Below are 19,873 nucleotides of genomic sequence, written 5' to 3'. Positions count from 1 at the left end.
CCCGGCTGTCAGCCGCTGTCACCCGCTGTCAGCCGCCGTCCTGACGGGCGTTGTAGACCACGGCGTCCTCCCGGGCGCCGTACGCCGTGAACACCTCGATCGCCTCGTCCCGGCCGACGCCGACCCGGACCTCGACGCCGCGTCGCTCCATCTCGGCGACCCACTCCGGATGGGCCGGCCCCTCGTCGAAGCCGGTCAGCTCCTCCAGCTCGGGGCCGTCGCCCGCGATCACGATCCGCCGCACGCCCGACCACAGCGCCGCTCCCCCGCACATCACGCAGGGCCGCCAGTTGACGACGAGGGTGTGAGCCGGCCGGCCGGAGGCGCCGAGGTCCCAGCGCCCCAGCCGGGCCTGCGCCAGTGACAGCGCCATCACCTCGGCGTGCGCCGAGGAGAGCCCGGAGGCGAGCACGACGTTGACCCCGACCGAGACCAGCGCACCGGTGTCGCGCTCGAGGACGACCGCCGCGAAGGGCCCGCCGTTGCCCTCGACGTGGTTGCGGGCGGCTAGCGCGTTGACGTAAGCCATCGCCGACGCGTCGTCCGCGAAGGCCGGCGGCGCGTCCGGCAGCTCGGCCGCCAGCCAGGGCGGCAGCGCGAGCGAGAAGCCGGTCGCGAGCTCCACTGCCGACGTCCGGGAGTCTCAGGCCCGCGCGTCGCGGACGACGGCGCCCTTGGCGTGGGCGGCGGCCTTGAGCTCGGCCTGGAAGTCGACCATCCGGGCGGTGAGCGCCGGGTCGCCGACGGCGAGGATGCGGGCGGCGAGCAGGCCGGCGTTGCGGGCATTGCCGATGGAGACGGTCGCGACCGGGACCCCGGCGGGCATCTGCACGATGGAGAGCAGCGAGTCCACCCCGTCGAGGTGCTTGAGCGGCACCGGCACGCCGATGACGGGCAGGGGCGTGACGGCCGCGAGCATCCCGGGCAGGTGCGCCGCGCCGCCGGCGCCGGCGATGATCACCGACAGGCCGCGCTCGTGCGCCGCCTTCCCCCAGGCGATCATCTCCTCGGGCATGCGGTGCGCCGAGATCACGTCGGCCTCCCAGGCGATGCCGAACTCGGTGAGCGCCTCCCCCGCGGCCCGCATCACCGGCCAGTCGGAGTCCGAGCCCATCACGATCCCGACCGCTGTCGGACTGCTCACGTCGCTCACTCGCTCTCGTCTCCCAGGTCTCCGGCGAACCACGCCGCCGCGTGGCGGGCCCGCTCGAGCAGGTCGTCCAGGTCGTCGCCGTACACGTTGACGTGCCCGACCTTGCGGCCCGGCCTCAGATCCTTGCCGTAGAGGTGGACCCGCAGTCGCGGGTCGCGGGCGAGCGCGTGCGGCAAGCCGTCGTACAGGCTGCCGACGTCGCCGCCCGCGCTGCCGCCGAGGATGTTGACCATCACCGTCCAGGGCGCCCGTGGGGTGGGGGCGCCGAGCGGGAGGTCCATCACGGCGCGCAGGTGGTTCTCGAACTGCGAGGTCTCGGCCCCGTCCTGGGTCCAGTGGCCGGTGTTGTGCGGCCGCATCGCGAGCTCGTTCACCAGGAGGGCCGGCCGCCCCTGCTCGTCGACGGTCTCGAAGAGCTCCACCGCGAGGATCCCGGTGACGCCGAGCTCGCCGGCGATGCGGAGCGCCAGCGCCTGCGCCTGCGCGCCCAGCTCGGGGGCGAGATCGGGGGCCGGCGCGATCACCTCGTGGCAGATGCCGTCGCGCTGCGTGGTCTGGACCACCGGGTACGCCGCGGCCTGCCCGCTCGGGGAGCGCGCGACGATCGCGGACAGCTCACGGCGGAAGTCGACCAGCTCCTCGGCCAGCACGCGGACGGCGCCGTCTCCGTGGCCGGCCGCCTCCGCGGCGGCGAAGGGCTCGGCCACGTCGGCCACCGACCGGACGACCCACACCCCGCGGCCGTCGTACCCACCTCGGGTGATCTTGAGGACGCACGGGAGGCCGAACGCCTCGACCTCGTCGGGCGTCGCGACGACCGCGTTGCGCGGGCACGGGGCCCCGAGCTCGCCGAGCCGCTCGCGCATGAGGCCCTTGTCCTGGGCGTAGACGAGCGCGTCGGGGCCCGGGCGGACGGCCACGCCGTCCGCGGCCAGCGCCGCGAGATGCTCGGTCGGGACGTGCTCGTGGTCGAAGGTGACGACCGCGCAGTCCGACGTCGCCGTGCGGAGCGTGCCGAGGTCGCGGTAGTCGCCGACCAGCTGGTCGGGGATCACCTGCGCCGCCGAGACGCCCTCCGCCTCGGCGAGCAGCCGCAGCGGCAGGCCGAGCGCGATCGCCGGCTGCGCCATCATCCGGGCGAGCTGTCCGCCGCCGATGATCGCGAGGGTCGGTGCGCTGGCCACGTCCGTCACCCTAACGGGGTCCGATCAGGCGTTGAACCTCAGACCCTGGCCGCGAATGGTGGAGATGAGAGTGGGGCGGCGGGTGTCGTCGCCGAGCTTGCGGCGGACCCAGCCGAGATGGACGTCGATCGTCTTCGACGAGGTGAAGAACTCCGTCTTCCACACGTCGCGCATCAGCTCCTGGCGGCTGACGATGGCACCGGCGTTCGCGATCAGCTTGTGCACGAGGTCGAACTCCTTGCGGGAGAGCGCCACCTCCACCCCGTTGCGCCACGCGCGCCGGTTGTCGGGGTCGAGCTGCACGTCCTGGACCTGGATCACCAGGCAAAGGTAAAGCCCCCGAGCCTCCCCGCCGACCGTTTGCAGGTTGGTGCCAGTGGCAGGTTCATGCCGCTCGGATCAGTGGCGCATGACGGCAACCGGCTCCAGCACCCCGAAGCCGCGGACGGGGCGGGCGGGGAGGCGGCGGGTCTCGAACTGGTCGGCCGGCAGGAGGGTCGCGGTGTGCTCGTCGATGATGATGCGGTTGCGGCGGGCCACCGCGGTGAGGCGGGCGGCCATGTTGACCGGCGGGCCGAAGACGTCGCCCATGCGCAGCACCACCGAGCCGGTGGCGATGCCGACGCGGACGTCGGGCATCCGGGGGTCGCGGCCGACCACGTTGATGATCCCCTCCGCGGTGTCGAGCGCCTGGATCGGGTCCTCGTTGACGAAGAGCACCGAGTCGCCGAGCGACTTGATCACGCGACCCTTCTGCAGGGCGACGACGTCGGCGCAGCGGGACTCGAAGAGCTCGACGAGATCGCCGATCTTCTCCTCCGACAGCGTGTTGGAGAGCGCGGTGAAGCTGACGATGTCGGCGAAGCCCACGGTCACCTGGATGGTGTTGGCCTCGTCGGCCGCGTCGAGCCGGACCATGGCGTTGACCATGTGGCGGCGCCAGGCGTAGACCATCAGCCGCTCGAACGACGGGTTGAACGTGTTCGCGAACTGCTCCGCTGCCGCACGGAACGGAACCGGGGCGCCGGCCTCGCTCTGGAGCTGCTCGTCCAGCCGGTGGACCAGCGCGGAGACCTCCCACTCGGCCAGCCGCGCCATGGAGAGGCCGAGGCCGCGGGTGAGGTTGACCGCCATGTCGAGGTCGAGCAGGCCGGAGCCGAGCACGTCGGCGACCGTCCTGACCGCCTCGACGTCCTCGTCGGTGTAGACGGCCTCGTCGCCCGCGTCGGCGAAGCCGAGCGCCCGCCACAGCCGCTTGGCCTGCTCGGGCGGCACTCCCGTCCGTTGCGCCACCTCGTCGGAGGTGTAGCGGGCGAGAGGGGCGTCAGGCACGGATGGATTATCCCATCGTCAGGTTGCCCGCAGATGAATGACGTCGGCGGCGGCCACGGTCACCGCTCCCTCCGAGGTCGCGATCACCAGGCAGCCGCTGCCGTCCACCGCGACGGCCGTGCCGGTCAGCGTCCCTCCCCCGGGCAGCTCCGCGCGCACGGTCCGCCCGAGCGTCCCGCTCGTCTCCGCGTACGCCGTCGCCGTCTCGTCCGGGTCGGCGAGCCAGCCCGCGTACTGGTCGAACAGGGACCGCAGCACCGCGATCAGCACCGCCGTCCGGTCCACCGGCTCGCCGGAGACGAGGGAGAGCGACGTGGCGGTCTCCACCGGAAGCTGGTCGGCGGCCAGGGAGGTGTTGAGCCCGATGCCGACGACGGCCGCATCGCCCACTCGCTCGACGAGGATCCCGCAGACCTTCCTCTCCCCCTCGGGGGTGTGCAGCAGCACGTCGTTGGGCCACTTCACCGTCGCGTCGTAGCCGAGCGAGCGCAGCGCGGAGGCGACCGCGAGGCCGGTCAGCAGCGGCAGCCAGGTCCAGCGGGCCGGCGGCAGCGTCTGCGGCCGCAGCAGCACCGAGAAGGTCAGCGAGGTGCCCGGCGGCGCGGTCCAGGTGCGGTCGAGCCGGCCACGTCCGGCGCTCTGGTGCTCGGCCGCGACGACCAGCCCGTGGGCCGCTCCGTCCCGGGCCCTCTCGGCCAGGACCGCGTTGGTCGAGGGCGCCTCCCTCAGCACCTCCACGGTCCACTCGCCCGTTTCACCAGGCGCAGTGGCGAGCCTCACAGGGTCCAGGGGATCGGATGTCGGCACAGACAGTAGGGTGCCACCTTGTGAGTGCCGAGAAGCTGACCGCGACCCCGAAGAGTGGCGAAACCGAGATCGACCTGCACACCACGGCCGGCAAGCTGGCCGACCTGGAGCGTCGCATCGACGAGGCCGTCCACCAGCCCGCCGCCAAGGCGCAGGAGAAGCAGCACGCCAAGGGCCGCAAGACCGCCCGCGAGCGGATCGAGCTGCTCTTCGACGAGGGCTCCTTCGTCGAGCTCGACGAGCTGGCCCGGCACCGCTCCACCGCGTTCGGCCTGGAGAAGAACCGGCCGTACGGCGACGGCGTGATCACCGGCTACGGCACCGTCGACGGCCGCCAGGTGTGCGTGTTCTCCCAGGACTTCACCGTCTTCGGCGGCTCGCTGGGCGAGGTCTACGGCGAGAAGATCCTCAAGGTCATGGACCTCGCCATCAAGACCGGCTCCCCGATCGTCGGCATCAACGAGGGCGCCGGCGCCCGCATCCAGGAGGGCGTGGTCTCCCTCGGCCTCTACGGCGAGATCTTCCGCCGCAACGTCCGCGCCTCCGGCGTGATCCCGCAGATCAGCCTCATCATGGGCAACTGCGCCGGCGGCCACGTCTACTCCCCCGCCGTCACCGACTTCACGATCATGGTCGACGGCACCTCCGGCATGTTCATCACCGGGCCCGACGTGATCAAGACGGTCACCGGCGAGGACGTGACGATGGAGGAGCTCGGCGGCGCGCGCACGCACAACACCAAGTCGGGCAACAGTCACTACATGGCGCACGACGAGGAGGACGCGATCGAGTACACCAAGGCGCTCCTCTCCTACCTGCCCTCGAACAACCTGGACGAGGCACCGGTCTACGAGGAGGTGGCCGACCTCGAGCCCAACGAGGACGACCTCAAGCTCGACACCATCATCCCGGACTCGCCGAACCAGCCCTACGACATGCACGACGTGATTGAAACCGTCCTCGACGGCGAGCCGGGTTCAGGGGAGTTCACCGAGGTGCACCCGCTCTTCGCGCCCAACATCATCGTCGGCTTCGGCCGCGTCGAGGGCCGCTCCGTCGGCATCGTCGCCAACCAGCCGATGCAGTTCGCCGGCACCCTCGACATCGACGCCTCCGAGAAGGCCGCGCGCTTCGTCCGCACCTGCGACGCGTTCAACATCCCCGTCCTCACCTTCGTCGACGTGCCCGGCTTCCTGCCCGGCACCGACCAGGAGTGGCAGGGCATCATCCGCCGCGGCGCGAAGCTCATCTACGCCTATGCCGAGGCCACCGTCCCGATGGTCACGATCGTCACCCGCAAGGCCTACGGCGGCGCGTACGACGTCATGGGCTCCAAGCACCTCGGCGCCGACCTCAACTTCTCCTGGCCCACCGGCCAGTACGCCGTCATGGGCGCCCAGGGCGCGGCCAACATCGTGCACCGCCGGACGCTCAAGAAGGTCGAGGAGGCCGGCGGCGACGTCGAGGCCCGCCGCGCGGAGCTCATCGACGAGTACGAGACGACGCTGGTCAACCCCTACATCGCCGCCGAGCGGGGCTACGTCGACGCGGTGATCTTCCCGCGCCAGACCCGCGCCGAGGTGGTCAAGGCGCTGCGCGTGCTGCAGTCCAAGCGCGACAGCCTGCCGCCCAAGAAGCACGGGAACATCCCCCTGTGACCGGCGCCGAGACCGAGGCGCCGGCGACCGAGCCGGCCAAGCCACTGCTCCGCGTGGTCAGCTCCGACGCCACACCGGAGGAGATCGCCGCGATCGTGGCGGTCTTCGCGTCCCTCGGCGGCGGGGCGCCCCCGCCCGTGCGCAGGCGCCCCGAGTGGCGCAACCCGGCCCGCGGCATGCGGTCGGCGCTGCCCGCCTCGTGGCGGTCCAGCACCCTCCCCCGATGACCGCCCCGACGACACCGCCCCGATGAGGCTGTCCCGATGACCCGAGCGATCGACGAGCGGAGCGAGCGCTACGTCCTCGACTCCTGCGCCCTGGACCCGCTGCTGGCCACGGCCATCGGCGTCCCGGGCCACGACCACGAGCTGCCCGACCTCTCCCCCGACGGATTCGCCGCGCGCGAGGAGCTCGACAAGCAGGCCATCCGCGATCTCGCGGCGCTCCACGCCGTGGACGCGCGGGAGGAGCTCGCCCGCGACGCCTTCCTCGAGCGGGTCGGGCTGCGGGTCGAGCTGGCCGACGCGCAGCTCAAGCGCTCCGAGCTCTCGGTGATCGAGGGCGCGCCGCACTGGATCCAGGAGGCGCTCACGCTGATGAGCTGCGACTCCGAGGAGGCGGCGGCCACCCTGGCCGGCCGGCTCGCCGGCGTGCCGCGGGTGCTGGGCGACTACCGCCGCACGCTGCACGAGGAGGCCGCCCGCGGCCGGGTGGTGGCACGCCGGCAGTATGTCGAGACGGCCGCGCTCATCCGGGGCTGGACCAGGCCCGGGAGCGACTTCTTCGCCGGACTCGTCGCGACGCCGTACGACGCCATCCCGGACACGCTGCGGGCGCAGCTCAGCTCCGCGGCGGCCGCCGCGTCGGACGCCTACACGGATCTGGCCGGCTTCCTCGAGCGGGAGATGGCGCCGCTGGGGCGCGAGCACGACGGGGTCGGGCGCGAGCACTACGCGCTCGCGTCGCGCTACTTCCTCGGCGCGAGCGTCGACCTCGACGCCACCTACGCCTGGGGCTGGGACGAGCTCGCCCGGATCGAGAGGGACATGGCCGAGATGGCCGACCGGATCGTGCCCGGCGGCTCGATCGAGCAGGCCGCCGCCGCCCTCGACGCCGACCCGGCGCGCAACCTCGCCAGCCGCGCCGACTTCCGAGCATGGATGCAGGAGCGCTCCGACGAGGTGATCGACCGGTTCCACGGCGTGCACTTCGACATCCCCGAGCCGATCCGCACGCTGGACTGCAAGGTGGCGCCGACCAACGACGGCGGCGCGTGGTACATCCCGCCGACCGAGGACTTCAGCCGTCCCGGCACGATGTGGTTCTCCTTCACCGACTCCCAGACCCGCTTCGCGACCTGGCAGGAGCTGACCACCGTCTACCACGAGGGCGTGCCCGGCCATCACCTCCAGTGCGCGCAGGCCGTGCACAACGCCGACCAGCTCAACCGCTGGCAGCGGCTGATGTGCTGGATCTCCGGCCACGGCGAGGGCTGGGCGCTGTACGCCGAGCGGCTGATGGACGAGCTCGGCTTCTTCGCCGACCCCGGCGAGAGACTCGGCTTCCTCGACTCGCAGTCCTTCCGCGCCGCCCGGGTCGTGGTCGACATCGGCGTCCACCTCGGCCTCGCCATCCCCGCGAATCCGTGGAACTGGCGGGTGGGCGAGACGTGGGACGCCGCGCGGGCGCTGGAGTTCATGCTCGCCCACACCCGGATGGACGAGAGCCAGATCCGCTTCGAGGTGAACCGGTATCTCGGGTGGCCGGGCCAGGCGCCGTCGTACAAGGTCGGGGAGAAGATCTGGCTGGAGGCCCGCGAGGACGCGAGTCGCCGCCCCGGCTTCGACCTCAAGGCCTTCCACACCCGGGCGCTCGATCTCGGCTCGGTTCCACTAGATCTCCTTTTCCAGTCGACTTTGTGACCCTATGATCCGTGGGTGCACGTGCCCCAACGGAGTCCCCAGCGGAGCCCCCAGCCGGACTTCATGATCATCGGCGCTCCGAAGGCGGGCACGACCGCGCTCCACGCCGCGCTCGCACGCCACCCCGAGGTGGCGATGAGCGTGCCCAAGGAGCCGAAGTACTGGCTGTGCGACGACGCTCCCCCGCCGGCGTACGTCGGACCGGGCGACCCGCACTCCCAGCAGGAGTGGATCTGGCGGCGACGGGAGTACGACGCCCTCTTCGCCGGCATGCCCGACGGTGTCCTGCGCGGCGAGTCGACGCCGTTCTACCTCTGGAGCCGCCAGGCGCGGGAGGCGATCGCCTCGGCGCTGCCGGAGGTCAAGCTGATCGCCGTCGTGCGCGACCCGATCGACCGGGCCTACTCCAACTGGATGCACCTGTGGTGCGACGGGCTGGAGCCGGTGGGCGACTTCGTCACGGCGTTCGAGCTGCAGGAGGAGCGCGCGGCCGCCGGGTGGGCGCCGTTCTGGCGCTACCGTGGGCTCGGGCTCTACGGTGAGCAGCTCACACATCTGCGCTCGCTGGTCGATCCCGGGCGGATCCTGGTGCTGCGCTACCGCTCGCTCGTGGACGACCCGGCGGGAACGGTCGACGAGGCCTGCCGGTTCCTCGGCATCGGGACGGGCCGGGTCGACTCGATCCCGGCCGACAACTCACGGGTCTACGTCGAGCCGGGCTGGCGCCCTCGCGTGTTCGGCCCGGTCATCCGCGGCGGCGCGTGGCTCGGCCAGTTCGCCCGCCCGGAGATCTGGCGTGCCTGCGAGCCGCGGCTCCGGCCGCTGCTGAGGAGCAGCCACGACGCCAAGCGCCCCCACCTGAGCGAGGAGCAGCGCGCCGCGCTCCTCCCGGCCTTCGCCGAGGACATCGCCCAGCTCTCGGAGGTGACCGGCGACGACTACTCGGCCTGGCTGTCGGTGGAGAGCCGCGGGTCGTTCACCCAGCGCATCACCCCGCCGAATGGGGCCTAGCCTCACCCCGAATGGGGCCTCGCCTCACCCCGAATGGGGCCTCGCGCGTCGGTCGGCCTGCCGGAGGCCCTACTCGACCCGGTCGGAGGCCCTACTCGGCCCGGTCGGAGGCCCTACTCGACCTGGTCGGAGGCTCCACTCGACCCGGTCGGAGGCCCCACTCGGTCAGCGGACCATCGTGATGAGGTCGTGGGCGCCATCCTCGCGGGCCGCCTCGACGTAGAAGCGCGTGCTGCCGTCGGGCAGGGGCACCGCGCTGGCATAGCGGAAGGCCCCGTCGGACCACGGGCTGGCGATCGCCGGCACGTTGTCGTCGGGCACGAACCGCTCGCCGTCCCACCGGGCCAGGCCCGTGGTCTCGTACCAGTTGGATGCGGCGTCGGCACGCCCGTCGTAGAGGACGGTGAGCGGCTCCTGGGTGAGCACGGCCGCGACGCGAGCGCCCCGCTCGTCCCACTGCCCCAGGCGGCCCGACAGCACCTCGCCCCGGTCGACCCAGGTGAGGCCGTCGCGGCTGGTGAGGTGCCGGGTCGTCATGCGGTCCTCGTGGCCGGGCTCAGTGAGCGGGTGACAGCAGAGCCACATGTCCCACGTTCCGCGGCCGTCCCCATGGTCGGTGACCGTGATGACGGGGTCCTTGACCGCGAGCTCGTCGTCGCCCGCCAGGACCACCTGGCGGTCGCCGTGCGGCAGCTCCTCGGGGGTGGCCGCGGTGAGGCTGTCCACCCACCAGTGCTTGGAGTGCCAGGTGGCGCAGGAGAGGTAGAGCCGCCAGCCTCCGCCGGGAAGCGGGACCAACACCGGCCGCTCGAGCGACTCGCAGCGGAACCGGTCGCGGGAGACCTCCGCAACGGTCTCGAAGTTCACGCCGTCGGTCGAGCGCGCGACGTCGACGGTCACGCCCCTCCCCTCCGCCAGCGGCCGGCGGTTGCGCCAGGTCAGCCAGAAGACGCCCTCGTGCAGCACCGCGCTCGCCGCGCCCGCCCAGTTGCCCGGCCCCTCGCCGGGCGCGGGGACGACCAGCTCCGCGTCCTCGGCAGACGGCAGGGTGGCGAGGATCCCGGAAGGCATGGGCTGAATGATAGTGGCGGTGCTCACCCGAGACGGGCGAGCTCCTCCTCGACGATCGACGGGTCGAGCTTGGTGAAGATCGGCGTCGGCTTGCCGACCGCGGCGCCGACCGCGACCGGGCTGCTCGCCCAGGCAGGCGCGGAGGTGTAGTCGCCCGTGATGATCGGATAGCCGCGCGACGGGTCGTCGAGGTCGCTCGCCTCGACGACCCGCGGGAGCGGAGCCACCGTGCCGTCGCCGCCGAGCGCGCGGGAGACCTCGTTGGCGCTGAACGGCAGGAACGGGCTGAGGATCAGGTTGAGGTCGTGCACGGCCTGCGCCATGACGTGCAGGATGGTGGCCAGCCGGTCGCGGTCGGCGCTGCCCGGGGTCGCCGTCTTCGCCAGCTTCCACGGCTCGGTGTCGGAGACGAACTTGTTGGCCTCGCCGACCAGGCGCATGGCCTCGCCGATGGCCGCCTTCTGGCGGTGGGCGCCGATGAAGCCGCCGACCGTCTCGAAGCCGGCGGCGATGGTCGCCAGCAGCGCGGTCTCCGACTCGGTCAGCTCCCCGGCGGCCGGGACCTCCCCGAAGTTCTTGTGGATCAGCGTGGCGGTGCGGTTGACGAGGTTCCCCCACCCGGCGACGAGCTCGTCGTTCGTACGCCGGACGAACTCCGCCCAGGAGAAGTCGCTGTCCTGCGACTCCGGCCCGGCGACGGCCACGAAGTAGCGGAACGCGTCGGGCTGGTAGCGCGCGAGCAGGTCCTGGACGTAGATGACGACCTTGCGCGAGGAGGAGAACTTCTTGCCCTCCATCGTCAGGAACTCACTCGAGACCACCTCGGTCGGCAGGTTGAGCTCCCCGAGCTCGTGCGCCTCGCCACCGAGCGTGCCCCTGCCGTTGTAGGCGAGCAGCTCGGCCGGCCAGATCTGGCTGTGGAAGGTGATGTTGTCCTTGCCCATGAAGTAGTAGCTGAGCGCCTCGGGGTCGTTCCACCACGACCGCCACGCCTCCGGGTCACCCGAGCGCCGCGCCCACTCGATCGACGCCGAGAGGTAGCCGACGACCGCGTCGAACCAGACGTAGAGCTTCTTCGTCGGGTTCTCCCGCCAGCCGTCGAGCGGGATCGCGATGCCCCAGTCGATGTCGCGGGTCATCGCGCGCGGTCGGATCTCCTTCAGGATGTTCTGCGAGAAGCGGATCACGTTGGGCCGCCACAGGCCGGTCGCCTCGCGCTCGTCGAGCCACGCGCCCAGCGCCTCCGCGAGGGCGGGCAGGTCGAGGAAGAAGTGCTGCGTCTCGATGAACTCGGGCGTCTCCCCGTTGATCTTCGACTTCGGGTTGATCAGCTGATCGGGGTCGAGCTGGTTGCCGCAGTTGTCGCACTGGTCGCCGCGCGCGCCGTCGTACCCGCAGATCGGACAGGTGCCCTCGATGTAGCGGTCGGGAAGCGTGCGGCCGGTCGACGGCGAGATCGCGCCCTTCGTCGTCTGCTCGACGAAGTAGCCGTTCTCGTAGACGCCGGTGAACAGCTCCTGTACGACGGCGTGGTGGTTGAGCGTCGTGGTGCGGGTGTAGAGGTCGTAGGTCAGGCCCAGCCCGACGAGGTCCTCGACGATGCGCCGGTGGTTGAGGTCGACGAGCTCCTGCGGGCTCAGCCCGGCCTCGTCGGCCGCGATCAGGATCGGGGTGCCGTGCTCGTCCGAGCCCGACACCATGAGCACCTCGTGGCCGGCCATCCGCATGTAGCGGCTGAACACGTCCGACGGCACGCCGAAGCCGGCGACGTGACCGATGTGGCGGGGGCCGTTGGCATACGGCCAGGCGACGGCGCTGAGGACGTGACGCCGCGATGCGTCGGGGATGGTGCTCACCGGACAAGCCTAGTGAGCGACGAAGGGAACCGCCCTACCGGCGTACGCCGCCAGGTGCTCGTACGCGTTCGACCCCGGTGGCGCGGCGAGCGCATCGGCCCAGGCCCGGCCCTTGCGCACCGGGCCGAGGGTCCGGTCGAGCGTCACCAGCGCCCGTTGCGCGACGGCCTCGTCGAGCGCGCCGGTCGGCTCCCCGAGCGCGACCGCGAGGTCCCAGGTGTGCACGGCGATCTCGCAGGCCTGCCAGTCCGGGTCCCCGACCATCAGGGCCTCGGCGGCCGAGACCTCGCGCCACAGGTTGACGAGGGTGTTGCCGCGCGTCCGCAGCTCCTCCCCCAGGGCCACCGCGTAGTCCTCGCGCCCGTTCCAGCCGGGCGGCGCGCCCTGGAGCATCGTCACGAAGACGCGAGGCTGGGCGATGAGGTGGTTGGCGAGCTGTCGCACGGTCCAGTCGGGGCACGGCGTGGGCAGGGCGAGATCCTCGGCGTCGATGCCGTCGAGCAGCACGGCGGCCTGCTCGAGGGAGCGGATCAGCGCCAGGATCCCCATCTGGCCGTCCGCGCTGACGGTGAGCTCGGGGGCCTCCTCCTCGGTGGCGTCGCTCGGGCTCATGTGAAGTCGAGATCGTGCGTGCGGGCGCGCTTGAGCTCGTAGACGTAGGGGTACTTCGTCACCAGCACGAAGCCGTCCCAGAGCTCCCCGGCCTCCTCGCCCTTGGGCGCCTTGGAGATGACGGGACCGAAGAAGGCCTGGCCCTCGATGGCGATGGTGGGGGTGCCGACCTCGTTGCCCACCTGGTCCATGCCCTCGTGGTGCGACTTCGCGATGGCGTCGTCGTAGGAGGTGTCGTCCATCGCGTCGGCGAGCTCGGCGGGCAGGCCCACCGAGGTGAGCGCGTCCTCGATCACCTCGCGCGTCAGCGTCCTCCCCTCGACGTGACGCCGGGTGCCGAGTGCGGTGTAGAGCGCGGCGAGCTCCGCCTGGCCGTACCGCTGCTCCACCGCCATGCAGACCCGGACCGGCTGCCAGGCGGTGGAGAGGAACGCGCGGTAATCGTCCGGGATGTCCTTGTCCTGGTTGAGGTACGCCAGGCTCATGATGTGCCAGGTGACCTGGACGTCACGGACCTTCTCGACCTCGAGGATCCAGCGGGACGTGATCCACGCGAAGGGACAGGCAGGGTCGAACCAGAAGTCGGCGCTCGTCATGACGACCAGTCAAGCACGCAGCCCGGCATCCGCCCCGCGGGGCGCTACCTGCCCTTGCCGGCCCGCTTCGCGGGGACCTGGACGGTCGTCGCTGCGCGGGCGGTGGTGAACCCGTTGCGGCCCTTGTAGTAGACCTTCACGGCACGGGTCCCCGAGCCCGCGTGGGTGAAGCGCAGCCGCACGGTGCCGTTCTTGGTGAGCTTCCCGCGGTGCAGCTCCTTGCCGACCTTGATCGCGACCGTGCCGGTCGGCTTCGCGCCGCCGGGAGCGGCGAGGATGACCTTCACCCACACCGACTTCGCGCTCTGCGGGTCGGTGCGGACCGTCGCGGTGACCGGCACGACGATGCCGCGGACCGCCTTCAGTTTGAGCGTGCGGCCGACGTAGCCGTGGGCGGAGACGGCGACCTTCGCGGAGATGGCCGAGCCGGTGTCGGCGCGCTTGAGCTGATAGGTCGCCGACCGGGCGCCCTTGATCTTCGCGCCGTCGCGGAACCACTGGTAGACCTTCGTGGCGTCGACGGGGTCGGCGGTCTGGACGTCGGCGGTGAGCACCTCGCCGACGTGACGGACGCCGGTGATGGCGGCGGTCGTCACCCGGATGGCGGGCGCCAGGACCGGATCCGTCGCGGACGACGTACGGGACACGGCGGTGTAACCGGCCTTCGCCGCGGTCACCTTGACGCTCACCCGGGCGTCGGCCTGCTCCTTGGTCGGGACGAACGTCGACTTGGTCGCGCCGTCGATCGCCTTGCCGTCGGCGAGCCACTGGTAGGAGATGCTGTCGGCGCCCGGCGAGTAGGAACCGGGCGACGCCGTGAGCGTCTCGTCCACCTGGGCAGTGCCGGAGACGGTAGGAGCACTGGTGACGGTCTGGGTGCCGGGCTGCACGGCGGCGCTCCGCGTGGAGCCGGTGATGCCCTGCACGTAGCCGGCCGCGTTGGCCCAGACGGTCGTGGTGATGGTCTTGCCGACCTCGGCTGCCGTCGGGGTGTAGGTGGAGCCGGTGGCGCCGGAGATCGCCACGTCGTTGGCCCACCACTGGTAGGAGTACGACGTGGGCGTCGGCGTCCACGAGCCGGTCGTCGCCGTCAGCGGGACGCCGACCTGCGGCGTGCCGGAGACACCGGGGGCACTGGTCACGGTGACGACCGAGTCCTTGAGGTGGATGAAGCCGCTCGGCCAGCGGTTGCCGCCCTTGGTGAGCTGGCGCCAGGTGAACTCGCTACCGTAGTTGGACTCCGAGATCTGGATGTCGCCGTTGCTCAGCACCGCCTCGACGCGGGCGACGTGGCCGGCCGAGCCGACGCCGTTGGTGTTGGCCTTCCACCACGCGACCGAGCCGACCATGGGCGTCGAGGTCGTGAGGGAGCCGAACGAGCCGCCCCAGTAGGTGGCGTTGCCCAGCCCGGTCTTGAGCTCGCTCGGCCGCGTCGAGGACATCCCCGCGCGGATCATCCGGTAGGCGACGTAGTTGGTGCAGTTCACGCCCGAGTACATGTTCCAGTACATGTTCGACTTCGCGGTCTTGTAGCCGTCGTGCGACATGCCCTTGCTGGCGCACGAGTCGAAGCCGGAGCACAGCGTGGTCGAGGCGGCGGTGGCGGCCGAGGCGGTCGGCACCCGGCCGCTGGCCGCCCACAGCGAGGCGATCAACAGTGCGACGAGCGCTCCGATGAGCGCCCGTCGTGACGTGTGAGACCTCTGTGACTGGAGTGGCACGTGGGTACCATAGTGATGATTCGTCAAGAGCGACACGCCGGACGGCGAACTACAATTTTGTAATTCGATCGGGGCGTTTCCGCACCGCTCGCGGCGGGCTGCGTGCCGGGTGACAGAATCCCCGCCATGCCAGGAACCAACCTCACTCGGGCCGAGGCTGCCGATCGCGCGGCGCTTCTCGACGTCACCGGCTATGCGGTCGAGCTCGACCTCACCACCGGCGACAAGACGTTCGCCTCGACGACCACACTGACCTTCACCTCCTCGACCGCGGGCGCCTCGACCTTCGTCGACCTGGTCGGCGCCGGCTATCCCGAGATCACCCTCAACGGCGTGGCGCTGGACCCGGTCGAGGTCTACGCCGACTCACGCATCGCGCTGAGCGACCTCGCCGCGGAGAACGAGCTGGTCGTCCGGGCCGACCTCCCCTACAGCCACACCGGCGAGGGCCTGCACCGCTTCGTCGACCCGGCGGACGGCAAGGTCTACACCTACACGCAGTTCGAGGTCCCCGACGCGCGCCGGGTCTACGCGACCTTCGAGCAGCCCGACCTCAAGGCCTCCTTCACGTTCACGGTGGTCGCGCCGGAGGGCTGGACCGTCGTCTCCAACTCCCCCACGCCCGAACCCGAGCCGCTCGCCGACGGCCGGGCCGTGTGGCGGTTCGCGCCGACCCAGCGGATGTCGACGTACATCACCGCCCTCATCGCGGGCGAGTACGCCGGCGTGCACGACGTCTACGAGGGCCGGCACGGCACCATCGAGCTCGGTCACTACTGCCGCGCGTCGCTGCTGCCCTACCTCGACCGCGACGAGCTCGTGAAGATCACCCGCCAGGGCTTCGCGTTCTTCGAGGACGCGTTCGACTACCCCTACCCCTTCGGGCTGCACACGCGGCCCGACGGCTCCACCGCCCGGAAGTACGACCAGCTCTACGTCCCGGAGTACAACGCCGGCGCCATGGAGAACGCCGGCGCGGTGACGTTCCGCGACGAGTACCTCCCCCGCTCGCGCCAGGCCCGCTCGTTCTACGAGCAGCGGGTCAACACGATCCTGCACGAGATGGCCCACATGTGGTTCGGCGACCTCGTGACGATGAAGTGGTGGGACGACCTCTGGCTCAACGAGTCCTTCGCGGAGTGGGCCGCCTACCACGCGGCCGCCAACGCGACGGAGTTCACCGACGCGTGGACCGGCTTCGCCAACGCCCGGAAGGTCACCGGCTACACCCAGGACCAGCTGCCGACGACGCACCCCATCGCCGCCGACAACCACGACCTCCAGGCGGTCGAGGTGAACTTCGACATGATCACCTACGCCAAGGGCGCGTCGGTGCTCAAGCAGCTCGTCGCCTGGGTCGGGCTCGAGCCGTTCCTCGAGGGGCTGCGCGCGTACTTCAAGGAGTTCGAGTTCTCCAACCCGGAGTTCAAGGACCTGCTCGCCGCGCTGGAGAAGTCCTCGGGCCGCGAGCTCACCGGCTGGGGCGCCGAGTGGCTGCAGAACGCCGGCGTCAACACCCTCGCGCCGGAGTTCGAGCTCGACGCCGACGACACGTCCGGCACGCCGACGTACTCCCGTCTCTCGGTGCGCCAGAGTGCCCACCCGGACTGGCCGACGCTGCGCCGGCACCGGATCGGCATCGGCTTCTACGATCGGTCCGACTCGGGCGCGCTGGTGCGCACCCATGTCATCGAGACCGACGTGGACGGCGAGCTGACCGAGATCACCGAGGCAGCCGGCCTGCCCCAGCCCGATCTGCTGCTGCTCAACGACGGCGATCTCACCTACGCCAAGATCCGCCTCGACGAGCGCTCGCTCGCCACCGTGCTGGACAGCCTCTCCGAGATCGACGACTCGCTCGCGCGCGCCCTCATCTGGAGCGCGGCGTGGGACATGACCCGCGACGCGGAGCTGTCGGCGACCGACTACGTCGAGCTGGTGCTCGCCAACATCGGCGCCGAGAGCGACTCGTGGGCACTCACCCGGATCCCCGTCAACGCCGCCCTCGCCGCGACGCTCTACTCCGCCCCCGAGCACCGCGCGGCACTCACCGCGCGCTGGGAGACCGGCCTGCGCGAGCTGCTCATGGCCGCCGAGCCGGGCAGCGACCACCAGCTCACCTTCGCTCGCGCGTACGCCGGAGCGACCCGCTCCGCCGAGGCCGTCGCCGACCTGCGGGGGCTGCTCGACGGGTCGCTCGCCCTGGAGGGCCTGGTCGTCGACCAGGACCTCCGCTGGGCCCTCCTGACCGGGCTGGCCGCCGCCGGCGGCGCCGACGAGGACGAGATCGCGCGCGAGCTGGAGCAGGACCCGACCATCGCCGGTCAGGAGAAGGCCGCCGCGGCGCGGGCCGCCCGGCCCACGGCCGCGGCGAAGGAGGCGGCGTGGAAGGCGATCATGATCGACTCCTCCACGCCCAACGAGACGGTCCGCTCGGCCGCGCTGGCCTTCCACCAGCCGGGCCAGGAGGAGGTGCTCGCGCCGTACGTCGAGGCCTATCTCACCGCTGCCGACACCGCCTGGGAGCACCTCGGCACACACAAGGCGGCCGTCGCCCTCATCGCGACCTTCCCGCGGCTCGCGGCCTCCCCGGAGCTCCTCGAGCGGTGCGACGCCTGGCTGTCGTCCTCGGACGCGGAGCCCGCCGCGAAGCGCTACGTCCGCGAGGGCCGCGACTCCGCCGCCCGCGCGCTCGCCGCCCAGGCGAAGGACGGCGCGTAGCAGCGCCCCGTCCGGCGTGCCCCCGCGGCTTCCCTCCTGGTGCGGCAGGTGGCGGCGATACGGTCATGAGTGTGTCCGGGTTGCACTTTGAGCAGATGGCTGCGGAGTACGCCGAAGCGCGGCCGTCCTATCCGGAGAGCATCTTCGAGACACTCGAAGGCGAGGGCGTCATCGGTCATGGCGTTCGTCTGCTCGAGATCGGCGCCGGCGCCGGACTCGCCACCCGCGAACTCCTGCGCCGAGGCAGTGACGTCGTCGCCGTCGAACCCGGCGCTCACCTGGCGTCGATCCTCGGCAACACCACTCCCGGGGTGGAGATCCTCACTACGCGGCTGGAGGATGCGCAGCTTGCCGATGCCGACTTCGACGCGGTGGTTGCGGCCACCGCGATGCACTGGGTCGATCTGTCCGTCGGGCTGCCCAAGATTCACCGCATGCTGCGTCCTGGCGGATGGCTCGCAGTGTGGCGAAACGTGTTCGGCGACGAGAGCGTGGAGACCCCGTTCCGCCACCGAGTCAACGAGATCGTGGCGAAGCGCCAGGATCCCAACGTGGGACGGAGTCGAGATCAACGACCCACCATGGAGGAGTTGGCAGCCGGAGGCTGGTTCGAGCCCGTGCGGACCGAGCACTGGCGCTGGTCGATCGACCTGAGCGCCGAGCAGATCGGCCTGCTCTTCAAGACCTTCAGCAACTGGACGATGGCGGAGGCCGCTGCCGCAGAGGCGGCGGCCGAGGACCTCGGCGGCCGCGTCACGGAGCACTACCAATCCGTGTTGCACCTGCTGCGCCGCGCTCAGCTCCCGAGCTGAGCGGGATGAACGGCCTGCGGAGGGGCCGGAAGGGTCAGTGGGCGGCGGGGCGCTCGGAGGACATGCCCTCCGCGGGCACCGGCTGACCGCCGGTGAAGCCCTCGCCCTTGAGCAGGCCCGGGAGCATCACGAGCAGCGTGATGACGGCGCCCAGGGCGATCGGGATGGCGAGGATCACGAGCACCCACTCCCAGGCCGACACGTGCGTCTCCTTGCCCCAGCCCTCCGGCCGAGCGGCGAGCGCCGGCGTGGCCATCGCGAGGGTGAGCCCGACGGCGGTGGCGGAGACAGCGGCAGCGGAGGCAGCGAATCGGGAGCGCATCACGCTCCGAGCATACTGGCCGGATGGCTCTGACCTACCAACGGATCGACGACCTCACCAACGGCCTGATCGGAACCTCCGTCACCATCGGCGTGCTCGTGCTCGTGGCGGTGCTGCTCAACCTCGTGGCCCGCCGCCTGATCCGCCGGGTGGTACGGCGCGCCGAGAACGGCGTGCTCCCCGATCGCCTCCGCTCCCCTGCCGCCGCCGCACGCCGCAGCCAGCGGGCGCGGACCATCGGGGGCCTGCTGCAGAGCGTGATCGTCGGCATCATCGTCGCCGTCTTCGGCACGATGATCCTGGACGAGCTCGGGGTCAACGTGGCCCCGATCATCGCCAGCGCCGGCGTGGTCGGGCTGGCGCTCGGCTTCGGCGCGCAGTCGCTCGTGAAGGACTATCTGTCCGGCATCTTCATGATCTTCGAGGACCAGTACGGCGTCGGCGACCGTGTCGTCGTCGGCGCCAACGGCAGCGACCTGGCGACCGGGACCGTCGAGGCGGTCTCGCTCCGGATCACGACCCTGCGTGCCGAGGACGGCACCCTGTGGCACGTCCGCAACGGAGAGATCCTCCGCGTCGGCAACACGACCCAAGGAGACCCGATCATCTGACGTTCTCTCGGCGCATGACGCGCCGTCAGGCGTCGAGATCGTTACGCCAACGCGGCATCGAGAGTGATCGGCACGTTGCCGGCGAACGCCTGGGAGACCGGGCAGCCCTCCTTGGCGGCGGTGGCGAGCTCGACGAACTTCTCGTTGATCAGCCCGTCCACCTTGCCGCGCACGGTGAGCGCGATGCCGGTGATGCCGGTGCCGGGCGTGAACTCGACCTCGGCGGTGACGGTCAGCTCCTGCGCGGGCGTGCCGTTCTGGTCGAGGCCGTTGGAGAAGGCCATCGAGAAGCACGACGAGTGGGCCGCCGCGATGAGCTCCTCCGGGCTGGTCTTCCCGAGCGGCTTCTCCGAGCGAGCGGGCCAGGTGACGTCGTACGTCCCGAGTCCGGAGGACTCCAAGGTCACCTTGCCGGCCCCGTCGAACAGGGATCCCTGCCACACCGTGGTCGCGCTGCGTGTCGTAGCCATACCCCGATCCTGCC

General features: G+C 71.3%; 20 protein-coding genes. 7 read left to right on the top strand and 13 right to left on the bottom strand.

The genetic code is table 11. The features are described 5' to 3' along the window. Positions 1–28: 28 nt before the first annotated feature. The 6 genes from QM572_RS17700 to QM572_RS17675 form a co-directional block, all read right to left on the bottom strand. Positions 29–625 (bottom strand): nucleoside deaminase, encoded by a 597-nt coding sequence (locus QM572_RS17700; protein ID WP_415095293.1) that lies wholly within the window; start codon positions 623–625, stop codon positions 29–31. An 18-nt stretch (positions 626–643) separates the two neighbouring features. Further along, entirely contained in the window at positions 644–1,114 is a 471-nt protein-coding gene (gene purE, locus QM572_RS17695) for a 5-(carboxyamino)imidazole ribonucleotide mutase (protein WP_415095301.1), read from the bottom strand. Positions 1,115–1,149: 35 nt separating this feature from the next. Beyond that, complete coding sequence (locus QM572_RS17690) at positions 1,150–2,337, bottom strand: 5-(carboxyamino)imidazole ribonucleotide synthase (protein ID WP_415095292.1); 1,188 nt, start codon at positions 2,335–2,337, stop codon at positions 1,150–1,152. A gap of 24 nt (positions 2,338–2,361) precedes the next feature. Beyond that, the gene (locus QM572_RS17685; protein WP_415095291.1) at positions 2,362–2,658 is read right to left on the bottom strand and encodes a winged helix-turn-helix domain-containing protein; all 297 of its coding nucleotides are present in this window, start codon (positions 2,656–2,658) and stop codon (positions 2,362–2,364) included. Positions 2,659–2,736: 78 nt separating this feature from the next. After that, positions 2,737–3,669, bottom strand: a complete 933-nt coding sequence (locus tag QM572_RS17680; RefSeq protein WP_415095290.1) for an adenylate/guanylate cyclase domain-containing protein — start codon at positions 3,667–3,669, stop codon at positions 2,737–2,739. 18 nt (positions 3,670–3,687) lie between these two features. After that, positions 3,688–4,407, bottom strand: coding sequence for a biotin--[acetyl-CoA-carboxylase] ligase (locus tag QM572_RS17675; RefSeq protein ID WP_415095289.1), 720 nt, complete (start codon positions 4,405–4,407; stop codon positions 3,688–3,690). Between the two features lie 89 nt (positions 4,408–4,496). Between QM572_RS17675 and QM572_RS17670 the strand changes: the two genes are divergently transcribed. The 4 genes from QM572_RS17670 to QM572_RS17655 are packed head-to-tail and all read left to right on the top strand — an operon-like array spanning position 4,497 to position 9,067. Next, positions 4,497–6,134: an acyl-CoA carboxylase subunit beta gene (locus QM572_RS17670; protein ID WP_415095288.1), complete on the top strand. Its 1,638-nt coding sequence runs from the start codon at positions 4,497–4,499 to the stop codon at positions 6,132–6,134. Beyond that, positions 6,131–6,361: an acyl-CoA carboxylase subunit epsilon gene (locus tag QM572_RS17665; protein WP_415095287.1), complete on the top strand. Its 231-nt coding sequence runs from the start codon at positions 6,131–6,133 to the stop codon at positions 6,359–6,361. The genes QM572_RS17670 and QM572_RS17665 overlap by 4 nt, the downstream gene beginning before the upstream one ends. Before the next feature lie 36 nt (positions 6,362–6,397). After that, positions 6,398–8,056, top strand: a complete 1,659-nt coding sequence (locus tag QM572_RS17660; protein ID WP_415095286.1) for a DUF885 domain-containing protein — start codon at positions 6,398–6,400, stop codon at positions 8,054–8,056. 15 nt (positions 8,057–8,071) lie between these two features. Continuing rightward, on the top strand, positions 8,072–9,067 hold the full coding sequence (locus QM572_RS17655) for a sulfotransferase family protein (RefSeq protein WP_415095285.1): 996 nt from the start codon (positions 8,072–8,074) through the stop codon (positions 9,065–9,067). Positions 9,068–9,232: 165 nt separating this feature from the next. Here QM572_RS17655 and QM572_RS17650 read toward each other — a convergent pair whose 3' ends face one another. From QM572_RS17650 to QM572_RS17630, 5 genes are read right to left on the bottom strand one after another with little or no spacing between them, the layout of a single operon-like run. Further along, positions 9,233–10,138 carry a hypothetical protein gene (locus QM572_RS17650; protein ID WP_415095284.1) on the bottom strand — a complete coding sequence of 302 codons (906 nt, stop codon included), beginning with the start codon at positions 10,136–10,138 and terminating at the stop codon, positions 9,233–9,235. Positions 10,139–10,161: 23 nt separating this feature from the next. Further along, entirely contained in the window at positions 10,162–11,994 is a 1,833-nt protein-coding gene (metG, locus tag QM572_RS17645) for a methionine--tRNA ligase (RefSeq protein ID WP_415095283.1), read from the bottom strand. 9 nt (positions 11,995–12,003) lie between these two features. Further along, entirely contained in the window at positions 12,004–12,606 is a 603-nt protein-coding gene (locus tag QM572_RS17640; protein ID WP_415095282.1) for a maleylpyruvate isomerase family mycothiol-dependent enzyme, read from the bottom strand. Continuing rightward, positions 12,603–13,202, bottom strand: a complete 600-nt coding sequence (locus QM572_RS17635) for a DsbA family protein (RefSeq protein ID WP_415095281.1) — start codon at positions 13,200–13,202, stop codon at positions 12,603–12,605. Before QM572_RS17635 ends, QM572_RS17640 begins: the two co-directional genes overlap by 4 nt. Positions 13,203–13,246: 44 nt before the next feature. Next, a complete protein-coding gene (locus tag QM572_RS17630) occupies positions 13,247–14,923 on the bottom strand; it encodes a CHAP domain-containing protein (protein WP_415095280.1) in 1,677 nt (558 codons plus the stop codon). Positions 14,924–15,049: 126 nt separating this feature from the next. Between QM572_RS17630 and pepN the strand changes: the two genes are divergently transcribed. Together pepN and QM572_RS17620 are read left to right on the top strand one after the other, a co-directional pair. Next, positions 15,050–17,644 carry an aminopeptidase N gene (gene pepN / locus QM572_RS17625; protein ID WP_415095279.1) on the top strand — a complete coding sequence of 865 codons (2,595 nt, stop codon included), beginning with the start codon at positions 15,050–15,052 and terminating at the stop codon, positions 17,642–17,644. A gap of 95 nt (positions 17,645–17,739) precedes the next feature. Then, positions 17,740–18,456 carry a class I SAM-dependent methyltransferase gene (locus tag QM572_RS17620; protein ID WP_415095278.1) on the top strand — a complete coding sequence of 239 codons (717 nt, stop codon included), beginning with the start codon at positions 17,740–17,742 and terminating at the stop codon, positions 18,454–18,456. A gap of 34 nt (positions 18,457–18,490) precedes the next feature. On the opposite strand, the gene QM572_RS17615 is transcribed toward QM572_RS17620, so the two are convergent. Further along, the gene (locus QM572_RS17615) at positions 18,491–18,781 is read right to left on the bottom strand and encodes a hypothetical protein (RefSeq protein ID WP_415095277.1); all 291 of its coding nucleotides are present in this window, start codon (positions 18,779–18,781) and stop codon (positions 18,491–18,493) included. 20 nt (positions 18,782–18,801) lie between these two features. Here QM572_RS17615 and QM572_RS17610 point away from each other — a divergent pair, with 20 nt between their 5' ends. After that, the gene (locus QM572_RS17610) at positions 18,802–19,389 is read left to right on the top strand and encodes a mechanosensitive ion channel family protein (RefSeq protein ID WP_415095276.1); all 588 of its coding nucleotides are present in this window, start codon (positions 18,802–18,804) and stop codon (positions 19,387–19,389) included. Between the two features lie 41 nt (positions 19,390–19,430). On the opposite strand, the gene QM572_RS17605 is transcribed toward QM572_RS17610, so the two are convergent. After that, on the bottom strand, positions 19,431–19,859 hold the full coding sequence (locus tag QM572_RS17605; RefSeq protein ID WP_415095275.1) for an OsmC family peroxiredoxin: 429 nt from the start codon (positions 19,857–19,859) through the stop codon (positions 19,431–19,433). Between the last annotated feature and the right edge of the window lie 14 nt (positions 19,860–19,873).

The organism is Nocardioides sp. (assembly GCF_047607365.1).
In the GTDB taxonomy this organism is placed as follows: domain Bacteria; phylum Actinomycetota; class Actinomycetes; order Propionibacteriales; family Nocardioidaceae; genus Nocardioides.
This window is presented reverse-complemented; position numbering and strand designations above follow the sequence as displayed.